Below are 20,932 nucleotides of genomic sequence, written 5' to 3'. Positions count from 1 at the left end.
TCACAGCGTTTCCTCCTTGGGGATCATCACGTCGACACGGCGGTTCTTGGCGCGGCCCTCGGACGTCGCATTGTCGGCAATTGGCTCATCTTCGCCCTTGCCTTCGGCGATTACTCGCGAGGGATCGCTAAGCTTCGCGGCGATCATTGTTTCAACAGCCTTCGCGCGAGCGACCGAAAGGTCAAAGTTCGATTTGAACGTGCTTGATTTCCGTAGTTTCACATTATCCGTGTGGCCAACGATCGTGATTGGCCCTGGCTCGTGCTCGAGGGCTGCGGCAATCTGTCCGGCCAGTGGCAGAAACTCGGGCTTCACTTCGGACTTGCCGGGCTGAAACAACATTTGATTGTTGATCTCCACTACAATGAAGTCGCCTTTTGTGCCGATGGTCATCCCGCCGCGCTCGACTTGCGTGGACAGTGCTGAGCGGATGCGGTCGATCTGGCTGGTCACGGCAGGCGAGGCGGCTGTCACCGGTTTGGCAAGTGGGGGTATCACACTGGCGCGCTCGATCGTCACAGGCGTCGAGGGATTGAGCGCCAGCAATTGTCTGGCTGCAGCATCGCCTTCATCGGTCATGAACGCCCGCACCGTGAAGAACGTGGCCGTCAGCAGGGCTGACGCTGCTGCAGCAACACCCCAGAGCGGCAGGCGGGTCGAAGACGGCACCATCATAGCGGCCATGCCTTGCCAGCGGGGGGAGATGTCCTCTCCGGCACGGGCCCTGAAGTAGCGAAGCGTCTCGTAGACGTCGCGCCGCACACGTTCGAGACTGGTATCGTCGCGTGCCAGGCCACGATACTGGCCCTCAAATCCCAGGGATAGGCACACATGCATCAGCTCGAGCAGGTCGAAGTGTGGCTCAGGATTGGCCAGCACCTTGTTCAGTGCTTCGTAAAAGCCGGCGCCGGTGGGCTCGATGTGAAAGAACCGCGACAGCATACTGTGCTGTGCCCAGGTGTCCTCGCCGGCCCAAGGTAGGTTGCCCACAAGATCGTCGGCCGTTTCACAAAGGGCAAACTTCGCGATCCGCGCATCCTCTTCGGGAACCCCTGACTTCTCCAGCGTCCAGTCGAACCTCTCGATCGCATCGGCGATATGTTCGGCCAATGGCGCCGCCTGTCTTTCGACCGGCACGAGCCTGAGATGCCCGAACAGGACGAGCAACGGCGCTGACGCAGCGAGGATTGGATTTGCCGTCGAATATTTTACCGTGTCTGCGGCGCCAAGCAGCACCTCCTGCTGAATGGTCGGCCTTGACCCGGCCGCCTCGGCTCTGGCCGCTGCACCGGACGATGCTCCCTGATAAAGAATGGTTCCGGATGTCCAGTCCGGCGGCATATGCCGACCTATGTCAGGATCGAAAACTGTCGATTCCTTGACATCCGAGGGCGCGATGGTCTTCGCAATCGGTTCGTTTGCGGCTGGTTTCGCATTCTGCCCGCGTCGTGGATTGGTGCGGATGACGGTCTTGCCGACCGGGCCGAAAGGATCGTCCTTCGAGCTCATCGCCGATGTGCCGCTGCCGTGCAGTGTCCGCGCTCACGTGCGAGAGGCGCCAGATCTTTCCTGGCCGGATAGGGCAGGCAATGGTCCTTCCGGCAAGGCGGTCCGGAGCTACAAGAAAGTATGGCGCCGCAATGTGACATTTGCCGCAGACCCCCAGGTCAATCAGGCTTACCCGCTTGGCGAACTGTCGTATGTGATCGTAGTCCCAGATGTTGTCGATTGGAACATGATGCGGTGCGCCGACGCTCTTTTCTTCGTCAGCTACAGCGGCGCAGTATGTTGCGCAGGTCTATTTGTGCTTGTCGGCTTTGGCATACGCCTCGCTGAAATAGGCCAAGAATATATCCAGCATGCCGTTTTCGTGTGCTTCCTCCATGCTCCTCCACGTCCCGACAAAAGCGTCCCATGCTTGGGCCTTCTTCGAGGTAAACGATGTCGGCGGGAGCTTTTTGCCGATCGCTTCCGGAGACAGGTCGTCAAGCAGTCGCGAGAGCGCTGCTTGCATGGCGGCATAGGTGGCAAATTCGTGCGCCTTGAGATCGCGGAACGCGTCCTCGACGCTGCGCCTGGCATCGAGATAGCCGGCCCTGCGCCGTGCGAACATGATTTCGAGTATGTCGTCGGTCCCCGGGACAAATTTGAGGGGATTGTTTTCAGCGGAGCTTATCATCGTTCGGTGTGGGCTCTTGGCCAATGTCTTTGCAGCCGCACGTGCCTTCAGCAGCATGGCCAGTTGCTCGACCACCGTGCGAAGCACTGCGCCGATTTCGGCAGCGACTTCATGCGGATCACGCAATTGAAACAGTTCCGGCGAGATGCCTGCGCCGATTGCAATTTCCCGCAGCACCTCGTCTGTCGTCGAGGGGACGGCCCTAGGCAGTGATGATGTCGATGGCGGTGCTTGCCCGAGCCATCGCTCTGCCGAACTGAAAAGAGGCTCGCCTCCGGAACCAAGCAGCCGATCGGCCGCGACCGGCATGTGTCGTTGCGTCGAACCTCGGTCGGCCTCCGGATGACTTGGCGTCGCATGCTCGTCGTCAATCGATACAAAGATGACGTAGCGGCCGACCAGGAGCCTGTCGCCGTGGTCTAGCCGGCGCGGACCGGTGACGCGTTGGCTCGATCCATTGACGAAAGTGCCATTGCGCGAAATGTCGTGCAGCCAAAACGCGCCCGCCTCGTATCGGATTTGGCAATGCCGGCCTGAGATGAACTTGTCAGGATCAGGCAAGATCCAGTCGCAATGTTCGCGGCCGATTTTGAAGGTGCGATTACGCGATCGGTAGCCAGGCGCCACGCCAGTGGGCAGGGCATCGACATTGCTGATCTGCAGACTGATTAACATGCGAAAATCGCCTGTGTGATCGCTGGCGGCCTTGCCGACACGATACTCCATGTTTTTAGAGTGGCTAACCCCAAATTCGCATCACGTGGCGCAATGGAAAGAGCGAACTCCCGACTCTGCAGACTAGGCCAACCTTTGATGGTCCGCTTTGGCCAGCACAACAAACTTGTGGTACGCTTGACATGGACTGGCAACCATCGAGGTCTGATGTGATTTCGAGTTCCTGAACAGGATCCTCAAATCCGCCGCGCTGGCTGCCGGCCCAGGAGGGGCACGACCCATGCCGAGTGAACAACGCGCCACGGTGGTGCAAACGCCAGTTGGCGCTGAGCTGCTGACCTTCACACATCTCGTCGGGCGAGATGAGATCAGCCGTTGTCTGGCCTACACGGTCGGGTTCGTAAGCCCCAGCCCCGATATCGATCCGCTGAAGATGCTGGGTGGCCCCGTCTCCATCGAAGGTGAAGCCGACCCCCAGCGCTGGTTCAGCGGCATCGTGTCGGACTTTCGCCTTACCCGGATCGAGGACCGGCTGGCCTACTACGAAGCAGTCGTCCGGCCATGGCTCTGGTTTCTCGGCAATACGACGGACTGCCGCATTTTTCAGAACATGAGCGTCATCGAAATCGTTGAAGAGGTATTTTCCAAATACAGCACGGCAAGATACGAGAAGCGCCTGCAAGGGTCCTATCCGCCGCGCGAGTACTGCGTCCAGTACGACGAGACCGATCTCGACTTCGTGCAGCGGCTGCTCGAGCACGAAGGCATCCTGTATTTCTTCGAGCATGGCGAGGGCAAGCACACCCTTGTGCTCGCCGATGCGATGAGCAAGCTGAAGCCAGCGCCGGGCTATGAAAAAGTGCCTTACCACTTTGAGGGGCAGGGCTCTCGGCGTGATATCGAATATATCACCGAATGGATCCCGGGCAGCTCGGTGCGGCCGGGCTCCTATGTCCATACCGATTATGATTTCAAGAAACCGGGCGCCGACCTGATGGCCAAGTCGGCCCAGCCGTTCAGTCACAAGTTGGCCGCGGGGGAGAATTATCGGCAACCCGGCGCGCATCTGGAAGTGGGCCGCGGCGACAGCCTGGCGGCGATCCGGCGCGAGGAAATCCAGGCGGTGCACCAGCGCATCGCCGCGGTTGGAACAGTGCGCGGCCTGTACTCAGGCTGCACGTTCAAGCTGGACGGCTTTCCGCGCGAGGACCAGAACCAGGAGTATCTGGTGGTCAGTGCCGAATACAGGCTCTTTGACCCTGGCTACAGACCCCATGCCGACGTCGACAGCGAGAACTTCAAGGTGGTCCTTGGCGTGGCACCCACGGCCCTGCCCTATCGTCCGCCGCGGGTCACGACACGGCCGATCATGCGCGGTCCCCAGACGGCGACGGTGGTCGGTCCGTCCGGCGAGGAGATATTCACCGACAAGTATGCGCGGGTGAAGGTCCAGTTTCATTGGGACCGGTTGGGCAAGAAGGACCAGAACAGTTCCTGCTTCGTGCGGGTTTCGCAGACCTGGGCCGGGAGCGGCTGGGGTTTTATTCAGATACCGCGCATCGGGCAGGAGGTCATCGTCGACTTCATCGAAGGAGATCCGGACCTTCCGATCATTACCGGCAGGGTCTACAACGCCGCGCAGATGCCGCCTTACGGTCTGCCCGGTAACGCTACGCAATCCGGCTGGAAATCCGATTCATCGAAAGGTGGCGGTGGCTACAACGAGCTGATGTTCGAGGACAAGGCCGGCTCCGAGCTGGTCAACTTCCAGGCGCAGAAAGACCATCACCTTCTGATCAAGCACGACCGTAACAAGCTGGTTCAGCACGATCAGTCCGACCGCATCGACCACGACGCCAAACACTCCGTCGGCCACAATCTCGACGAGGACGTCGGCAACAACAAGACGGTCAAAGTCGGCGTCGACCAGACAACGAATATTGGCAACAACGACACCGAGACGGTAGGTGTGAACCGCTCGCTAACCGTCGGTTCGAACGAGACGATCAATATTGGATCCAACTCTACCGAAACGATTGGCGCCAATCACACCCAGACGGTGGCGATCATCCAGACCATCACCGTGGGTGCGGCGCGTGTCGACTCCGTGGGTGCCACCGAGACCAGAACCGTGGGCGCGGCGCAGACGAACACCATCGGTGCGACGCGGGCGGTCACCGTAGGTTCGGCGCAGAGCCACGACATCGGGGCAGCGGACAGCTGGAAGATCGCTGCTGCCCAGAGCGTCCAAATAGGCGCCGGCCAGACGATCAAGATCGCGAAGGATCAAGGCACCGATATTGGGGCTGGGCGATCGGCCAAGATTGCTGAGGACGATGCGACCGAAGTCGGTGGTTCCCGGGCGCTCAAGATAGCCAAAGGCAGCGCGGTTGAGGTAGGCGAGGACGGGGTCATCAAAATCGGCAAAGATTTGCTGATCGAAGCCGGCGATTCGATCGTGATAAAGTGCGGCTCGGCGGCAATCGCAATGAAAAAGGATGGCACGATTTCGATCGAGGGCAAGGACATATCCGTCAGAGCTTCGGGAAAGATCAACATGAAAGCGTCAAGCGACATCACGATGAAAGGCTCGGAAATAAAACAGAATTGAGCGGAGGGCTTGATATGACAAAGATCTTAGAGCGCATAGAAGGGGTGGTGATCGGCGTCTTCCTCGGTTTTGGCGAGGACGGGCCGCTGGTGGTTTTTCTCGGCAATCAGAAGGAGACTGCCATTCCGGCGCTCAGCCTCGTTGAGCTTAGCTCGGAAATGATCGGCGCAGAAGTGGCGCTCTTGTTTCAGCAGGGCGATCCGGGACGGCCGCTGATTTTGGGCCGCATCGTGGAACCGTCGCGCAAATCTACCTCGCCGCAGGTGGTACGAGACGGCCAAAGCGTCCGCATCACTGCGGACGAGCGGATCGAACTGCGCTGCGGCAAGGCGACCATCATCATGGAGAAGGACGGCCGCATCACCATCCGCGGCACGTATCTTGTCAGCCACGCGAGTGCTGCAAACCGCATTCGTGGCGGTTCGGTGAATTTGAACTGATGAAAGCGCCGGTCCTGCCCGAAATTGTCCGACAGCATGCCGAGATGGCTGCTTTTTTGTGGACCGTCTATGACCACCATCTACTGCATCCGGCCGAAAATCCTGACATGGATGAAGAGCGGCTCGCTAGGTTGGTAGCGAGGCTGGAAGCCCATTTGGACGGGCTAAGAGTATCGGGTGAGGAGGGGAGGAAGATAGCCGCCGCCCTCTACCAGGAATTTCCTGAAGCCGGCGAGCTTTTTGTGGTGCGGATGCTAGAAGCCAAGCAGGCAATACCGGTAAACGAACTAGATTTAGAAAAAGTGAGGACCTTCATAGCGATGAATGCGTCACTTCAAACTAAGTAGAACCTCCAATCCGCTCCATCATGTCGGTACTCATATTTTTGCCAACTAGTGCCATCAAAAAGGAACATCTCACTGCCGCTTGTAACAACCATATAATTGTCGCTGGAGGTCATGTAGTAAGCGAATTCTATTTCCTTGAATGGGATGAGTCCGTTGCCTTGTTGAAGGAACACGCCGTACTCGTCATCGCCCCAATAGCGCTTCCCCTGGAATTCACATATGCTGTAAAAAGTTGACTCCCCCGCAGCGTAGTCGGTGCGCTCCTCGCCACTAAGCCGGAAGCAGGTCCCGTCGTCGCCGCCTGCATAGATTGCACCGTCGCTGCCTGCGCAGACCGCGTGCAGCCGGTTGTGCAGGGCGGTATCGTGGGCGGCCCATTTCTGACCGTCAAACTCGACCAGCACACCTCGATTTCCGACGGCAAAGATTCGATCCGGCGCCGAACCGTGAACATCTAAGAGGATGTGGGGAGTAGGCAGCTTCTCCGAGTTCCACATCTGTCCATCGAATCGATAGGTGCCGCCTTTGCCAACTGCCAGAACCAAGTCCTTGCCTAATCCCCATAAGCGTCTGAGCGACACTTCTGTACCGCTCTTGCCCCCCGTCACGTCGTCTAGTTGACCGAGACTAGAATGCACTCGCGAGCCGGACTCGAGCGCCATCCAGAACGGACCATTGTCAGACCAGAAAGACGGCATGAGATCATCATAATGAAAAATCATCCGGCTTTGATCCGGTCGGCCGAGTCGGATCTCGTAAACTCGCGCCTGCGCTGACGACATGGCACTATTTGTAAGCTGGCACATGACGCGAATGTACTGATCATCGATGATCCAGGCTTGAACCGTTTCGGCGCGAACGTCTTCAGGATCTAATCTTGCCATTACATTTTCGCACTTCACTTGTTGTCGCTACTACCACATCTTGCCCACGGTCGGATTAACTTCGCGGCCGATCTTCATCTCACGGACTGTTTCCGCCGTGGTACCCCGTTTCCCCTCTTCGGCCCGCCGTTCGTTGATCTTCTCAACGAGATGCTCAATGAAAACCGTTTCCAGGCAGTGCATGATCTGCTCTGCTTTGTCCTGATCGTTCTTATCGCCTTGCCGCAGTCCCGCGGTCGGACCATGGTTGTCGACTACGGCTTCGCAGCATGCCCGAAGCGCCTTTCCAATTGTCGGTGTCGATTTGCAATCCTTTATGAACGCCCGTACGTCAGCCGACTTAGCATGATGGTCCGTGCCCTCGGTTGGCCAATTTTTCTTCTCGACGCCTTTCTTTTTCTTATAGGCGTCCATGCAGATGCACGGTGCATCGCCTTCATTATAATTTTTGAACTGGTCGAATGTTCCGCCAATTCCGCCTCGCGCGCTCTCCTCCTGCAGAAATTGATTCTCCATAAAATGTTCCGAGTTTTCGGTCTCTTTACAGGTGCTGTCCCTGTGCTTGTGAATGGAAAGCTTAAAGTCGGCGAGAATCTTAGCACAGTTCTCCGGCGTCATCGTCATGCGGCCGATCTTCGGATAGGGTGGGCCTCCTGCATTCGGCGAAGAGTGATCGTTGCTCGAGATGTCTGAAAAACGACTTATCGGCTCTCCATCCATCTTGACGTTCCCCGACCATGCGTGAGCATATTCCTTGCCGCGATTGACCGAGGTGATGATGTTTTTCTTCGGGGCGCAACCCGCCTCATTGCCCGTGCATTTGGTGTAGTAGGATTTGTTCTTCTGGGTGACGGTTGTCCCGCCGATCTTGACAGTGCTGGTGCCGTTGTCGGTGTCGTCGTCCATGCCGAACGTCGGGTAGGGAACCGGCACGCCTGGCGGAGTTGCTGGCGTCTGCGGAGGCGTGAAGCAAACATAAGGAAACGCCGCAACGACTTGGTTCGTCTGCGCCTTGCACGCGATCTCAAGTCCGTTGGCATACACTGTCATGCTACTCTCTTTGCGGCAAAAACAGCGGCTCCGCAGGCACCTGCATCGGAAGAGGCCTCGATAAGAACCGGGGTACCGGCCGCATAGCCCTTAGTCGCTGCAGTCCAACCCATTCCAATCATGATCGGAACGGCCGCCGCACCAATGTTGCCAAGTGATTCTGCGGGAGACCAAAGGTCTTGGAACTCGTGGCGGCCTCGCAGCAATCTGATTGAAGTTAGGGCTGTCTGCTTGAACCAATACTGTTCGCCAATGAGGTCAGATATGCAGTAACCAACCTGGTTCATTTCAATGCCGGTTTCGCCGAGGGCGGCGCGATACGCAAAAGTCATTCCCTCGGCGCGCAAGGCGAGGTCGTTTGAGTTATAGATCGAGGCAGTCTCGCGAGAGAGGCCAAGACCATACAAACGAAATCCATTCGTTGATGATCTCACACAAACGACGGCTCCCGCTGCCTCGCCGGGGATGAAGCCATTCGGATTGTCAGCCGTCAGCAATCTGTGTTCGGCGAGATAGTGCCCGACCGCACCTGCTGTGAGATAGCTGTCCGCGCCTGCGATGATCACGCATTGGGCTTCGTCGGACGCGAGCATCCTTCGAGCATGGTCAAGCGCGGCGTGGCCAGAGGGGCGCCCGTGCGCAACCACACGCGTGCGCCCAGCTAGATCAATTTCAGCGGCGAGCGACACTCGGCTGATGAGCTTAGCAGTATCGTTAATGGGTATTCCGGCTCGCTCCGGTTCCGGGAGGCACAAAATGACTGTGGACTGATCGCGGGCGTCGGGGAAACCGGCTATGGCCTCACAGATCGCGCCGGCCAGCAGATGAGCCATGCGCTTTTCTCCAATCCAATTACGCGGAAGAGGTACCGGAGCGCCGACTAGCCAATCCCCTGAGAGACCGAGGAATCGCGTCTCTTGGAACCCATCCAGTCTGGCTCGCATTGCCGCACAAGAGGACGGCGCGTCGAGGCCGACAGCCGTAACCATGCCCACGGAGGCAATCTCTAGGCTTGCGTTCATGCCGCGTCGGCCTCGTCGTCCTTTGGCGGCAGATCGAACGTACGGATGTAGCGCTTGCCGGTTAGGCGAGCCCTCAGCATTCCTCTGGTCGGCGGGCCGATCCAGCATTCGGAGAAATCCAGAATGGTGCGCTGTATGCGCTGCGACACGCGCCACACCAGTGAAAAGCGTCTGTTCTCTGGATCGAAAAGAATTGTGTCTGATTGAGCGATGCCGTCGTATGACTTTTCGCCGCCCTTGAATAGCGTCATCTGCAACCCAGTGCTGGGCAGCCGAAAGCTGACCCGCCCCTCAGGCGTCAGGTTCACCAGTTGCACCTGCTCGCCGCCTCTCGGCAGATCGATCTGCTGGTCCGGAGGCGCCATCTGGAAGTACCGCTCGTCGAAGTCTGGGGGGAGGAAGGGAAAAACGTTGTCGATCCAGTCCTGATCGTAGGTGCCGCCATATTCGATCCGTCCGGGCCAGCCGCGTCCCATCGGGCCAAAACTCATCGGCTTGTAGTCGCCGAACGGCGAACGGATTTCTTCGCCGACAGCTTGCGTGTTGGGCAGCCGCAGGCCGGGAATGAGACGCTGATTTTTAGTTCGCGACCAGCCCGATCCGACCGGATTGTACCTGTAGCTGGCGGGGAGTCTGTCCTCCGGGTCTAGTCTGTCGACGCCGCCCCAGGCGACGTCATATGAGATAGGAAGTTTCAGGAATGGCTGCGGGGCGGTGGAGGTAAATACCGGTCCGATGGCGCGCCACTCGCGGTGGCCGACGACTTCGAACAATTTCGACCAATTGCCGACCTTGATGCCGACCGGTACACGTTCAGCTGGGCGCCCCCCCGGCGCGTACGCAAAGCCATTGGCGATCACATCACAACGCAGCTTGCGAAAAGCGAAGTCGGTTTCCCAAAGTGTGGCCGAGTAGCCGGGCTCTCCCGTCTGGATGTCGGCAAAGACGAGTGGCACTTGCTCCGCCGATTTTCGCACCGGCCCGCCAGGCATCGCGGGAAAGTCGAACGTGCCCTTCACCACCACGACGATCCACTCATGACCGGCCTTGTCCATGCCCATGGTGAATTGGTGCGGATAGCCCATCTGGTTCCAGATCTCCATCAGCCGGTCTCCCAGCTTGTGACGAAGATCTGCTCCAGCGTCAGTTGCGGAGACAGCGGATCAATATCGAATATGTCCGAACGCGCTGTCCACATCACCATATCGCTGATGAGCTCTTCGCCCGGCTCAACCTGCGGCACCGGCAGCGCAGCAAGCGCGCCATCCAATTCGTCCGGCGTCAGCTTGCCGCCTTGGGCTGCGATGGCCACCTTTTCGATCTCTGCAAACCACGCATCGCCAAAGGCAAGCTCGACGGGAGCCTCGGAAAGCAGCGCGACGACGCTCAACGGAAACTGCCTGCCAACTCTGTCGGCGCTCTGCACGATGACGCCTGCTGATGCGCCAAAAAAATCCGGACCGGTCAGGAACCGCAGCGCCGTGCCGCGCGGCCAGGATTCCGAGCCAATAAGCGGGACGACATGCTGCGCCAGCCAGCGGTCCCAGGCGCGAACAAAATCACCTGGCAGTCGCCGCGTGACAAAATCGCCGGTAGCGGGCATCTTGCCGTAAAAGCCGGCCAGGATCATATCTGGGGCGGACATGAGAACTTCTTGAACATCTGAAGATTGTAGGGGTTCTCGACGCTTGCCGCCTTGAGTTGGAAATCGGCGTACATGCCTTTGGTGCCCAGGCGCAGGCTGTAGACGTCCGACAGCGAGGTGCCGGTGAAGCGACCGCTGCGCAACATTCTCAGCCACGCCCAGCTGCCGGTCTCGTTCAGCAAGATCTCGGGCGAGCCATCGATCGGCTGGAAGGCAAGCGAGATGACGCCTGTGCCGTCCTTGCCGGGCCACGTCATCGGCTGCGGCCTTGTTGCATTGTTATAGTAGACGAGGTTCTGGCCATCGAGGTTGAGCGTCACGCGCGCGACATTGGGCGACAGGTCCTTCGGTTCGAGCGTGAAGCTCATCAGCGGGCCTGTACCGCCCGGAAAAAGATCATCGCGGATTCGCCTTGCCTGTTCGAACGCGGCCAGTGCCGACGGGTCGAGGCCGAAATCGGCGCGCCATTTCCATGGCTGCGCTGACGTGTCGACATAGCTGATCAGATGGTCGTTGATGAAGGTGTCGATCAGCCCTGCCGGTCCGAACAGGCGGGCGAAGTCGCGGACATTGACGTCGACGGCGCTGTCAGGGCTGAAAGGATAGCGGTTGTTGAGTGCTGCCTGGCAGAACGGCAGGATATCGGCGCGCCAGATGGCGTTGAGCTCCGAGGTGACCGCCTTCTGCGTCAGGCCGCTGGTATCGCCGGCAATACCGCCCAACCAATCATCGATCGGGTCGGGCAGGATCTGCGCCTGCCTGGCAACCGCTCCAGTCAGTTCGGCGAGGCCGCCCTGCTTCTTGATGGCGTCCTGAGGATCGGGATTGGCTGTCACCGTCTGCAGCACGTTGGACAGTGCGGTGAGCGCGACAATGGCGGCGTCGAGCGCCGGCGGCTGGCCGTCGACCTCGGCGATGGCACCCTTGAGCGGCTTGAAATGCTCGGCCACCAGACTGCCGGTAAGATCCACCTCGTCGGCGGAGCCGGCACGCGGCAAAAGCTTTGCTCCGGTTTTTACGATCTTGCCAAGCTTGCCCAGCTTGCCAAGCAGTTTCGAGCCACCTGCCGCCGCTGCCTTGTCGTTTGCCGGCGCTTCATCGGATCGCGTAAGCTCGGTCTCTTGGACCACCGCGGTGACCAGGCGCTTCAGCGCGGAGTCGGCACTTGAAAGGTCTTTGAGGTTCTCACTGGCGACGTTGAGATCGGTCAATGGCGCCAGCCTCATGTCGCGCAGGAAGCTGTCCCATTGCGCGATGTAGTCGTCGTAATAAAGCTTTAGAATATCCTCTGATAGCGCTGACACCGAGGTTTCGGAATTTTCCGAGCAACCGCCGGCGAACACCGCCCGGTCGAGTGCTGCCTGGGCAGCGACATCCTCGACCCGGTCGAGAATGGCGTCATGGAAGCCGGCATAGGTAAACGCTCCCGAAATGCCGACCCTAAGCGTCTTGTCGGAACGCCGCGCAAAGACCTTGGCGCCGTTGGGGCCGGCGAAGTTGGCAGGAATCCATTCCTTGAGCGCAGTCACCGCCGGGTCGGCCAGCAATTGTTTATAGGCACGCGCCGGCAAGGAAATCGTGCAGACGGTTTTCAGTGCCTCCGCAACCAGGGCCTGGTCCGGAGCGATATAACTGGCGTCAACCGCCATGCGACGGATCGCGGCAAGCTGGTGCTGTTCGGCGTCAGCTGTCGGAAAGGGGGCAGCCGCGGCGAATTCAGGCAGACTGTTGACCCACCAGCTCTGGGCGAAGTCTGGATCCATCTGAGAAAGGCCGGTCATCATGCGATAGGTCTTCAATGCGCCAAGCATGAAGTCCGGATCGCGGATCTGCCGCCACATCGTCGCCTCGAGCAGCGCCACCATGTGCGGCTCGAGAACGTTGCGCAAAGCATGATCGTAAGTGTCGGTCTGCGCCCGCACCAGTTCCGCCGAGGCTGATGGCCCCAGCAAATCCTGTGCCGCGCCAGGCGGCGGGGTGCGGGCATTTGCGACTTCATCCATCGCACTGAGGGCGCCATCGATCGCAGGCTGTTCTACGGATGCCGGGTTTGCCGCCGCCGAGGTCAGCGGCGTCTGCAGCGCCTCGAACTGGCTTGCCTGGGCCGTGATCGCGTTGCGGTTGTCGTAATAGGACCAGGTGAACAAGCCGCTGACCAGCAGGGCGGCTGCGGCACATGCGGCGGCCGCGCCACGCCACATCCAGGCGCGGCGGCGTTGCGCCAGCGGATCGAAGGTGCCGAGGCCGGCTTCCTTGAAGATGACTTCTGTAAGCAGGTTCTTCAGGAAGAAGCTGCGTTTTTCGACACGCGGCGCGGCCAATGCCCGGCGCGGCGGAAGGCCGAAGGAGGCAGACAGCGCCGCGGTCAGCCGATCGATGGGCGCCCCTTCCTGGGTCGCAGACGTCAGATAAAGGCCACGCAGCCAGGCGGCCTCCTCATACCGGCTTTCCCCGAACATCGCCTCGATCAGTACCTGGATCGGCTCGGACAGGCTGGCGAGTTGGGCGGGAAACCTGAAGATTTCTGCGCGGGCAGCAAGCTTGTCTTCGTCTTCCAGCCGCGGCACCAGCCGCCGCTCGAGCTCGGTTGCTAACGTCGCGATTTCCCGCTCGATGGTCTTTGCATCGACATGCGCGTCGAGTGCGAACGTAGTCCCCCAGACCTGCTCGCGCGCAGGCGTCGACAAACCGCCGAAGAAAGGCTCGAACCCCTTGATCAGGTCGGCTTTGGTCAACATCAGATAGACCGGAAGGCGGATTTCAAGGCGGTCGTTGAGCTCGGCCAGCCGACGGCGGATCTTGCGGCCATGCGCCTTGATGGCGTCGTCGCCCTCCGAAAGCACATCGATCGAAAGCGCGACGATCACACCGTTGAGCGCGCGACGGCCCCGGTGCTTCTTCAAAAGGTCGAGGAAGCCCAGCCACTCCACCGCGTCGACGTCGGGTTGGCTCTCCTGTTGGACATAGCGGCCTGCAGTGTCGATCAGAACGGCGCTCTCCGAAAAGAACCAGTCGCAATTGCGCGTGCCGCCGACCCCTTGCAGGTCGTCGGTCAGGTCGATCGGAAAATTCAGCCCCGACTGGCGCAAGGCTGTGGTCTTGCCGGTGGCCGGCGGTCCGACGATCACGTACCAGGGCATCTCGCGCAGGAACTTGCGACCGCCCAGTTTGCGGCGCTTCAACTCGGCCATGACCTCGCCGAACTTGGCTCCGACGGCAGCGACATTCTCTTCGCCGGGGCTGAGTGGCTTCTCTACCGCCGGCGCGGCGATTTCGGCGACGAACATACGGTTGGCACGGATCGCCCGACGCTGGGCAGCGATCAGCCAGATCAGCCAGAAGATGACCAGCAGCGCGATGATGACGATGCGCACATTGTCGGAGGCGAAAGGGTCGTAGGGGCCGACCCTGACGATCGGCCCGAATACCCAGATCACAAAGGAAAGCAGCGTGATGCCAATCAGTGTCCACAGCCAGCGCGATGTCAGGACCGCCCAGAGGAAGCGCAGGATGAACATCTCACAGCCTCTTTTCGACCAGCACCTCAACGCGCCGGTTCAGGGCCCGGCCCTCGCGCGTGCCGTCATCGGCCACTGGATCCGTGGCTGCCCGGCCCTCGGCATGGACGCGTTCCTGCGGCACTCCGTTTTGCACCAGCATGTCGGCAATGGTCTGGGCGCGAGCCTCGGAAAGTCGCTGGTTGGTCGACAGCGGATTGGTTCTTTGCAGAGGCACGCCGTCCGTATGTCCGACCACGGTGATGTTGCCGATCAGGTCCCGATTGGCCAGGATCACCTTGGCGATCGAGCCGATCAGCGGCTCGAATCCTTCCGTCAGTGTTGGCCGCGATGACTGGAACAGTTCAGGATTGGAGGCCTGGATGACCAGCTTGGCCAGCGAAACGCTCTCCGTGCCGCTGAGAGCCGATCTGAGATTGCCCGGCGCGCCGACCTCAAATTCGGGCAGCAGCGCGAAATCCACGGTCTCCGGCGGCGGGACATCGACGGCTGGCGACACGCGGCTGATGTCGCCGCGGGTCGGCGGCGGCAAGGCGCGGACCAGCGCTGAAAGCTCCACCGCCTGGCTGCTTAGTCCCATCGAGAGCCCGACATAGGTCGCGGTGGCGATGACCGCCGCCGCCAAGGCCATCACCCAGATCGGAACGATGAAGCGCTGCGGCTCGTCGGATGCGATGACGCCTTTCCAGTTTGGCGACAGCGGCGCATTCTCGGCGTCGGCATCGCGCAGGAAACGTGCCGCGGCCACACGAACGGCATTGAGCGAGCGATCGCCCGACCGGCCGGGCACGCGATACTTGCCGCGAAAACCGAGTGCCAGGCAGTCATACTGAAGTTCCAGCAATTCGCGGTCTCGGTTCGGATGGCGTTCCAGTTCGTCGAGCCGTGTGAAGAACTGCGTGCCGGCGTCGACATCGCCGCGCAACATGACCACAAGCGGCTGACGCGGCCATGCGCTGGCCCCGCCCCAGGGCGTGTTCAGGGCCAGATCGTCGAGCAAGGCCGCCACCACCCAGGCTGCCTGATCGGCACGCTCCATCGATGACCCCGCCGCCATTGCCGTGTCACGTGCCCGAACCAGTTCTTCGAGCAGCCGGGTGCGCAACACTTCCGGATTCTCCGGTGGCAGCGCGCTTTCAAGCTCAGGCGCAAACTCGAGCAGGGGCGCGAAGGCGTTGACAAGGCCGTTCGGGTGGGTGCGCGAGCGTTTAACCGGCCCGCCCGGCAAGGATGCCGCCATCGGCCGCGGCATCGGCGTGCCGGTCAGCCTGATGCGAGTGCGTTCGCGATCCTCCGACAGTCCGAAAGGATCATCCCGGCTCATGGTTTCACCTGTTCACCGAATAGCAGTCCACCTGCGGTTCGCTCGGCAGTACACCCGAAACGCCAATGACGAAGCCTGGGGCACCGAGCAGCGATGCCCAGTGCTCGCTTTTCTGATCGAGCTCGAGGCACAGCCGATCGCCGTCGTAAGGAATCTCGCGCGGTTGCGAATGAAGCGGTTTCAGCGGGATGCCGGGCAGGCGGGACTTCCACAGGCCCTCGAACTCATCCGCCGAGCCTACGGTCGCCTGGTTGACGAATATCTTGCGTAGCGCGTCCTCCGACAGTTCCGAGCCGACCCGGATAACGATCCGGCTGGCCAGCAGCAGCTTCGGATTGTCGATGCGGATTTTCCAAACGTTCGTCGAATGGCGCATGACGGGCAGCGCGCGCGATTTCGGCTCGATATAGCGCAGGCTCAGGATCAGTGAGCGCAACGCATCCGCCAGCGCCGAAAACGGTGGGCCCGGCGCCATGTGATCGTAAGCCGGCAGCTCGCCCAGTCGTCGCGCGCTCGAGCCGTAGGTCGCCATCGAACCGGCAAGCCCGACCAGTTCCAGGTAAAGTTCGGCCGGATGGAAAACATCCTGCGCCAGCATATGGGCCAGTCGCGGACGCGCCGCGTTGGCGAGGTTGAGCATCAACAGGTCTTCGACGCTGCGCCCGGGCCCGCCCATGACCATCTTGCCATGCGCCTCGGCGATCTGGTCGAGGCCTGTGACAACTTCCAGAAGCAGTTGCCGGTACCAGGCCACTGCACCGGTAACCAGGGCCGGTGGCAGGAACGTCTCGTCCAGCGAAACGCCGCCATCGGCTCGAATCCCCTTGATGTCGGCTATCGGCAGGGCGGTATAGCCGCCGACCGATTTGCCTGGTGCAAGCAACAGCGATTGCGGCCGGGCGATTTCGATTTCTTCGGGGTCTGAACCGCCCTGGACGGCATCGCGCACCGAAACGATCCGTCCATGATAGCGCGCACCGCTGGGTGGCGCATGCGCGGGATCGAAGCCAACCCCGCCGGCCGGCTCGAGCGGCAAGGCGACCAGCACCGGGCCGGCGCCTGTATCCGGGGTGACCGGCAGCGGACGCGGCGCGTCCATCAGATCCGGAATGGAGAAGGGGGTTCCGTCCGGGAAAATGCCTCGTGCAGACAGGATCGAGATCTGGCCGGCATCGAGCAATGCCTTATCCAGCGTCAATTGCTGAAAGCCGAACGTATGCAGCTGGCCGGCCTGCAACGCGCCGCGCACAGTCGCCTCAAAGAAACGATCCTGCTGCTGGAAATGCTGGGTCCGCAGAAAAAGGCCCTCGGACCACAGCACCCTGTTTGCATCGCTCATCCGGCTACTCTCTGCATCGAGCTCCCCTTGCCTTGGCCGTCAGGCGGAAATGCCGCCGCTGCCCAGTGTGACATTGACCGTAAAGTTTGATCCGGGCGAAACCGATTTGGTGGTCCGCCAGTTTCGCCCGCCAGGCTCACGGATAAGTGCAACGAAGCCCAGGGACGTCGCATCCGGTTCAACTGTAATGGTCTTGGTCGCGGTTTTTCCAGGCCCGACGGCAATCTGGTCGGACCCGATCAGATCGCCTGCCAGTGCCGAGCCGGCATCCCCCTGCAAGGCAAAGTAGTCGGCGGAGTTGAACTTACCGGTGCTGCGCAGCCGCATGACCAGCACTGTCACTGGCCGGTCGCCGCCACCTGGTCCAGGGTTCATGCCGGCCGCTCCTGTCAGCTTCACGGTGATGACCGACGGTTTTGGCGGCCCGGCGCTTTGACAGGCCGTAAGCAGCCCGGTCGCACCCAAGGCAACGATAAATTCGCGTCGATCGATCATGTCTTACTCCTCCTCATATGCATCCCGAAAATCGGCGCCGATTTCGCCGAGAAAGCTCTTTTCTGCGCTCTCGGCTATTTCACGATGGCGTTTCTGGTAGAGCTCCCACAGCTTGGCGCCGCGCCCGCCCGACAACAGCGTGCCGATCGCGGAACTCGATTTCAGCTCTTCTTCGATGGCTGCCGGCTCAAAACGGTCGACCATCCGCCGCAGGGCGGCCTGCACGCCGCGCCAGGCGCGCACGTGATGTTGTGCGAGGTCGCGAACTGCATCCGCGATAGCCGCTTCGCCGGCGAGAAACCCGGGGCTGCGTTCGGCAATAAGCGTCACGATTGCGTCGTCGACCGTCGGCAGAAACTTGAGTGGATTGACTTCGGAGGCTCCGACCATTGTCTGGGCAACGCGGGCATTTCCTTTTTCTTCGGCGCGCTTGCGCAGCAGCTGCATCAATCCTTCCATCATAAGCCGATATTCGCGGCCGAACTTCTCCATCTCGGCGACGGCGTCGCGCCCGGGAAAATCGGCTTCCGCGATGCCCATGCCGCGCAGGAATGCGGTGCGAAGCGCCATGTCGGCGTGCTGTCTCGCAGGCGGCTGGCGGGCGGGGCTGGCGGCTGCGCCTGCCCGCATTGGGGGAGGGACATCTGCCGCTCGCACTGGCAGGTCCAAGGAATTGGCCGCTTGCAGTGGCTGGGCGTCGCGCTCCCGCTGCCCGGTTGAGCCGGCGCCGCTTCCCGGGTTGGGCGCCGCGGCTGGACCAAAACCGAAGTCGTCATTGAATTCCGGCAGCTTTGCCGTCGCGGGCTCCGTAGCGCCGTTGGGGAACGATTCCGACTCGAGGCCAAATGGGTCTGTCTGCTTGGGTACGCTGGCTGGTTCTGGATAGTTTGCGGTGCCTTTGGACACCGGTGTTGCGACCGGATCGAGGCTGAACGGGTCGTCGAAAGCAGGCGAGCTGCGCTGTCTGGAATTGGCGCGCTCGAACGCTCCCGGGATCGGCTGCTCGAACGGGTTCGGCAGCTCGGCTGGACGTGGCGGCTGCGGCTCCTCTTCCACGGCGGCTGAAAAGAAATCGTCACGGCCGATGCTGACCGGCGCCCGAGACGCCGGCGGTGAGCGCTCCGGAGCTAGCGCTGCGGCTGCTGCTGTTGCTTGGGCGCTCGACGTCTGCAGATCGACATGCACGATGTAATCGCCCAGTCTCAGCCGCATGCCATTGCGAAGACGCGTCGACTTGCCTGCGCCGAGCGGGCTGTCGGAGTCGTCTATGAACAATCCGCTGCTCGACGTATCGGTGACGAAATATCCGTCGCGCCCACCAGTGATCTTGCAATGGGCGCGTGAAACGAACATGTCGGGATCGTCGATCTGCCAGCCAGCGTCCGCGCTGCGGCCGATCACCAGTTCCCCCTCGTCAAGCCGGGTCTGCCGTACCGCCTGGGTGCGTGGCCCTTGCTCCAGCGTCAGCAGCAGACTCATGCCGCGACCTCCGCCCCTTCCTGCCGCCAGCCGACTAATGTCCGCAGCCGCATGTCGTCAGCATCGCCCCTTTCAGCGGGCCGCGCAAGCCACGCGGTCCGGGCGAGTTGCACGGTTCCGATACGCGGCGGCGGAACGGCATCGCGCGCCAGCACGATGCGCAGATCGACGTCGAGCGATTCGCCGACCATGTCGCTAACGGCTTGCTTGAACAATTTGAGGCGTTGACCGCCCGGCAGGAACGCCTTGAATTCTTCATAGCCCAGCGGGCCGACGCGAAGCTCGATCCTGCTTTGACGGTTGAAGACGCGCGGACCGATCGTCGCTCCCCGACCGAGCCCTGCGTAGGCTTTGCCGAGGCGGGTCTGGAGCGCGGCTGGTATGGTCATCCAGGCAGCGATGAACTCCCTGATCTGGACCGGCACCTTGAACGCCTCAGCCAGGAACAGCGTCAGCCGCTCGGGGCCGTCGACCTGATTGGCAAGCGAGGCGGCCTGGCGCAGCTTCACGGCGTCCAGTTCGGGATTGTGGGTGCCGGGAAGCCCTATTCCCGCCATGGCTTCAAGCATGGCGCGAACGCGCCCACCTACCGGGCGCTCGACCTGAACCGCCGGATGGGCGTCCGCCCACGCCCTGTAATACAGCGCAATCATGCGGTTCTGAAGAATGTTGACGAAGTCCACGAACGTCGTGTCGCTGGTCTGCTGCGCATCGGCGCCGGTGAACCAGCGTTGCGACAGGCGATCGAGTACCCAGCGCGTCAAATGCAGGGGCATCGGACCTTCAGGTCCCATCAGACCAATGTTTGCGACCGTGACCCGAGCGGGCGCTTTGTCAGTCGCTTCGCGGAATTCTGCCAGGTCCTTGGCGGAAAAGCTGAGACGGACATGCTGCCCGAGCCGCGAGGGCTCGCGCTCCGGCGGGCCGGAATAGCCGAACAGCCCGCCTCTTCGTTCGAGTCGCCGCAACAACTCGAAGAAGTCGAATGCATCCGACAGCACTTCTGACCGGCCAGGCTTGTCTAGATCAGGTAGCGATTGCCGGGCGTCATCGGCCATGGCACATCCTCCTGCTTTTGCAGCAGCCATGTGCGGGTTCGCACAAAGCCGTTTATTCCGGCATGACGGGCAAACAGCCGTGCCAGCAAGGCCGAAAGCAGCAAGGTGCTCTGCCCCGCCAGAACCGATTGATCGACATGCAATGTCACCTCGGTGCCTCGTCCGAAGCACATCGGCCCATCGATCTGCAGCCGTTCGATGACCGACCGGGAGTCGATGCGCACGATCGAGTGCACATTGCGGGCGAGGCTCGGGTCTCCCCTGTCGGCGTAAAGCTCAAGCAGCGCATGCAGCGGATCGACGCCGCGACCTTCCTTTGCAAGGCTTAGAAAGTTGAGCGCGAGCTGCGCCACAAGCCGCCAGGCGAGATTGTCGGCTCGCGATTCACCCGCCGCGCCCGCCGGCAGCGCTGCGGGGATGGCTGGGCGAGGCGGGCGCAATGCGCCGAGAAGCCGGATCGTTTCGACCGGATCGCCGGCTTCCAGAGTCAAGGTAGGGTTGTCGTCAAGAATCGGCAGATCGCGGTTGGTGCAGAGCGCCACGATGTCGACGCGCTTCAGCGGCCGGTTCGCTGGACTTTCCGCCGGACGTGAAATCGCCAGGAAAACGTCGTCGCCGGTGTATGAAGTGCGGGTGAGGCCGTCGCGCCGTTCCTCCTCCGTCGGGCGGCGTGGGCGCCGTTCGGTGGAATAAACCCAACCGCTGCCGCGGTTCTGTCCCAGGCTGAAGAGCTCCGGGATTGCGGCGTCGCTCCCCTCGCTGTGGGGGGGGGGGGCGCCCGCCCCCCCCAAAATATTTAAGTTAACCGCGCCGGGGGGGGGGGGCGGGGGAGCCCAGCCCGCGCTGGGGGGGGGGGGGGGGGGGGG

17 protein-coding genes are annotated in these 20,932 nt (G+C 61.2%); 3 read left to right on the top strand and 14 right to left on the bottom strand.

Translation table 11 applies throughout. From position 1 onward, the window contains the following. Together tssL and tagH (AC0L2Y_RS27460) are read right to left on the bottom strand one after the other, a co-directional pair. Positions 1-1,341, bottom strand: coding sequence for a type VI secretion system protein TssL, long form (tssL, locus tag AC0L2Y_RS27465; protein ID WP_473560833.1), 1,341 nt, complete (start codon positions 1,339-1,341; stop codon positions 1-3). Between the two features lie 457 nt (positions 1,342-1,798). Continuing rightward, entirely contained in the window at positions 1,799-2,854 is a 1,056-nt protein-coding gene (gene tagH / locus AC0L2Y_RS27460) for a type VI secretion system-associated FHA domain protein TagH (protein ID WP_473560790.1), read from the bottom strand. A 280-nt stretch (positions 2,855-3,134) separates the two neighbouring features. Here tagH (AC0L2Y_RS27460) and AC0L2Y_RS27455 point away from each other — a divergent pair, with 280 nt between their 5' ends. From AC0L2Y_RS27455 to AC0L2Y_RS27445, 3 genes are read left to right on the top strand one after another with little or no spacing between them, the layout of a single operon-like run. Beyond that, positions 3,135-5,465 carry a type VI secretion system Vgr family protein gene (locus tag AC0L2Y_RS27455; protein ID WP_473560788.1) on the top strand — a complete coding sequence of 777 codons (2,331 nt, stop codon included), beginning with the start codon at positions 3,135-3,137 and terminating at the stop codon, positions 5,463-5,465. A gap of 14 nt (positions 5,466-5,479) precedes the next feature. Beyond that, positions 5,480-5,905: a DUF6484 domain-containing protein gene (locus AC0L2Y_RS27450; protein ID WP_473560786.1), complete on the top strand. Its 426-nt coding sequence runs from the start codon at positions 5,480-5,482 to the stop codon at positions 5,903-5,905. Further along, the gene (locus AC0L2Y_RS27445; RefSeq protein ID WP_473560784.1) at positions 5,905-6,252 is read left to right on the top strand and encodes a hypothetical protein; all 348 of its coding nucleotides are present in this window, start codon (positions 5,905-5,907) and stop codon (positions 6,250-6,252) included. Before AC0L2Y_RS27450 ends, AC0L2Y_RS27445 begins: the two co-directional genes overlap by 1 nt. Here AC0L2Y_RS27445 and AC0L2Y_RS27440 read toward each other — a convergent pair. From AC0L2Y_RS27440 to AC0L2Y_RS27385, 12 genes are all read right to left on the bottom strand, one after another. Beyond that, the gene (locus AC0L2Y_RS27440) at positions 6,240-7,136 is read right to left on the bottom strand and encodes a hypothetical protein (protein WP_473560783.1); all 897 of its coding nucleotides are present in this window, start codon (positions 7,134-7,136) and stop codon (positions 6,240-6,242) included. The genes AC0L2Y_RS27445 and AC0L2Y_RS27440 overlap by 13 nt on opposite strands. 30 nt (positions 7,137-7,166) lie before the next feature. After that, a complete protein-coding gene (locus AC0L2Y_RS27435) occupies positions 7,167-8,186 on the bottom strand; it encodes a PAAR-like domain-containing protein (protein ID WP_473560781.1) in 1,020 nt (339 codons plus the stop codon). Then, positions 8,183-9,208: a beta-ketoacyl synthase N-terminal-like domain-containing protein gene (locus AC0L2Y_RS27430; protein ID WP_473560780.1), complete on the bottom strand. Its 1,026-nt coding sequence runs from the start codon at positions 9,206-9,208 to the stop codon at positions 8,183-8,185. The genes AC0L2Y_RS27435 and AC0L2Y_RS27430 overlap by 4 nt, the downstream gene beginning before the upstream one ends. Further along, complete coding sequence (locus tag AC0L2Y_RS27425; protein WP_473560778.1) at positions 9,205-10,311, bottom strand: DUF2169 family type VI secretion system accessory protein; 1,107 nt, start codon at positions 10,309-10,311, stop codon at positions 9,205-9,207. The genes AC0L2Y_RS27430 and AC0L2Y_RS27425 overlap by 4 nt, the downstream gene beginning before the upstream one ends. Beyond that, positions 10,311-10,853, bottom strand: a complete 543-nt coding sequence (gene tagF / locus AC0L2Y_RS27420; RefSeq protein WP_473560775.1) for a type VI secretion system-associated protein TagF — start codon at positions 10,851-10,853, stop codon at positions 10,311-10,313. The genes AC0L2Y_RS27425 and tagF overlap by 1 nt, the downstream gene beginning before the upstream one ends. Beyond that, positions 10,835-14,371 (bottom strand): type VI secretion system membrane subunit TssM, encoded by a 3,537-nt coding sequence (gene tssM / locus AC0L2Y_RS27415; protein ID WP_473560774.1) that lies wholly within the window; start codon positions 14,369-14,371, stop codon positions 10,835-10,837. The genes tagF and tssM overlap by 19 nt, the downstream gene beginning before the upstream one ends. A gap of 1 nt (position 14,372) precedes the next feature. Then, a complete protein-coding gene (gene icmH, locus AC0L2Y_RS27410; protein ID WP_473560772.1) occupies positions 14,373-15,695 on the bottom strand; it encodes a type IVB secretion system protein IcmH/DotU in 1,323 nt (440 codons plus the stop codon). A gap of 4 nt (positions 15,696-15,699) precedes the next feature. Further along, the gene (gene tssK / locus AC0L2Y_RS27405) at positions 15,700-17,034 is read right to left on the bottom strand and encodes a type VI secretion system baseplate subunit TssK (RefSeq protein ID WP_473560771.1); all 1,335 of its coding nucleotides are present in this window, start codon (positions 17,032-17,034) and stop codon (positions 15,700-15,702) included. 39 nt (positions 17,035-17,073) lie between these two features. Beyond that, the gene (gene tssJ / locus AC0L2Y_RS27400; protein WP_473560770.1) at positions 17,074-17,529 is read right to left on the bottom strand and encodes a type VI secretion system lipoprotein TssJ; all 456 of its coding nucleotides are present in this window, start codon (positions 17,527-17,529) and stop codon (positions 17,074-17,076) included. Between the two features lie 3 nt (positions 17,530-17,532). Next, positions 17,533-19,008, bottom strand: a complete 1,476-nt coding sequence (gene tagH / locus AC0L2Y_RS27395; protein WP_473560769.1) for a type VI secretion system-associated FHA domain protein TagH — start codon at positions 19,006-19,008, stop codon at positions 17,533-17,535. Continuing rightward, positions 19,005-20,066 (bottom strand): type VI secretion system baseplate subunit TssG, encoded by a 1,062-nt coding sequence (tssG, locus tag AC0L2Y_RS27390; RefSeq protein WP_473560768.1) that lies wholly within the window; start codon positions 20,064-20,066, stop codon positions 19,005-19,007. The genes tagH (AC0L2Y_RS27395) and tssG overlap by 4 nt, the downstream gene beginning before the upstream one ends. Next, positions 20,030-20,932, bottom strand: a 903-nt coding sequence (locus AC0L2Y_RS27385) for a type VI secretion system baseplate subunit TssF (RefSeq protein ID WP_473560766.1), incomplete at its 5' end; no start/stop codon positions are given. The genes tssG and AC0L2Y_RS27385, both read right to left, overlap by 37 nt.

This window comes from Mesorhizobium sp. WSM4830 (assembly GCF_055811495.1).
The sequence above is the reverse complement of the archived record's forward strand: the minus strand, read 5'-3'. Positions and strand labels throughout refer to the sequence as shown.

Excerpts from the sequence above, each read along its gene's own strand:
- AC0L2Y_RS27430 (WP_473560780.1), bottom strand. The coding sequence starts at position 9,208 with ATGAACGCAAGCCTAGAGATTGCCTCCGTGGGCATGGTTACGGCTGTC.
- AC0L2Y_RS27455 (WP_473560788.1), top strand. The coding sequence starts at position 3,135 with ATGCCGAGTGAACAACGCGCCACGGTGGTGCAAACGCCAGTTGGCGCT.
- tssG (WP_473560768.1), bottom strand. The coding sequence starts at position 20,066 with ATGGCCGATGACGCCCGGCAATCGCTACCTGATCTAGACAAGCCTGGC.
- tagH (WP_473560769.1), bottom strand. The coding sequence starts at position 19,008 with ATGAGTCTGCTGCTGACGCTGGAGCAAGGGCCACGCACCCAGGCGGTA.
- AC0L2Y_RS27425 (WP_473560778.1), bottom strand. The coding sequence starts at position 10,311 with ATGGAGATCTGGAACCAGATGGGCTATCCGCACCAATTCACCATGGGC.
- AC0L2Y_RS27440 (WP_473560783.1), bottom strand. The coding sequence starts at position 7,136 with ATGGCAAGATTAGATCCTGAAGACGTTCGCGCCGAAACGGTTCAAGCC.
- tssM (WP_473560774.1), bottom strand. The coding sequence starts at position 14,371 with ATGTTCATCCTGCGCTTCCTCTGGGCGGTCCTGACATCGCGCTGGCTG.
- AC0L2Y_RS27450 (WP_473560786.1), top strand. The coding sequence starts at position 5,480 with ATGACAAAGATCTTAGAGCGCATAGAAGGGGTGGTGATCGGCGTCTTC.
- tssJ (WP_473560770.1), bottom strand. The coding sequence starts at position 17,529 with ATGATCGATCGACGCGAATTTATCGTTGCCTTGGGTGCGACCGGGCTG.
- tagH (WP_473560790.1), bottom strand. The coding sequence starts at position 2,854 with ATGTTAATCAGTCTGCAGATCAGCAATGTCGATGCCCTGCCCACTGGC.
- tssL (WP_473560833.1), bottom strand. The coding sequence starts at position 1,341 with ATGCCGCCGGACTGGACATCCGGAACCATTCTTTATCAGGGAGCATCG.
- tagF (WP_473560775.1), bottom strand. The coding sequence starts at position 10,853 with ATGTCCGCCCCAGATATGATCCTGGCCGGCTTTTACGGCAAGATGCCC.
- AC0L2Y_RS27445 (WP_473560784.1), top strand. The coding sequence starts at position 5,905 with ATGAAAGCGCCGGTCCTGCCCGAAATTGTCCGACAGCATGCCGAGATG.
- icmH (WP_473560772.1), bottom strand. The coding sequence starts at position 15,695 with ATGAGCCGGGATGATCCTTTCGGACTGTCGGAGGATCGCGAACGCACT.
- tssK (WP_473560771.1), bottom strand. The coding sequence starts at position 17,034 with ATGAGCGATGCAAACAGGGTGCTGTGGTCCGAGGGCCTTTTTCTGCGG.
- AC0L2Y_RS27435 (WP_473560781.1), bottom strand. The coding sequence starts at position 8,186 with ATGACAGTGTATGCCAACGGACTTGAGATCGCGTGCAAGGCGCAGACG.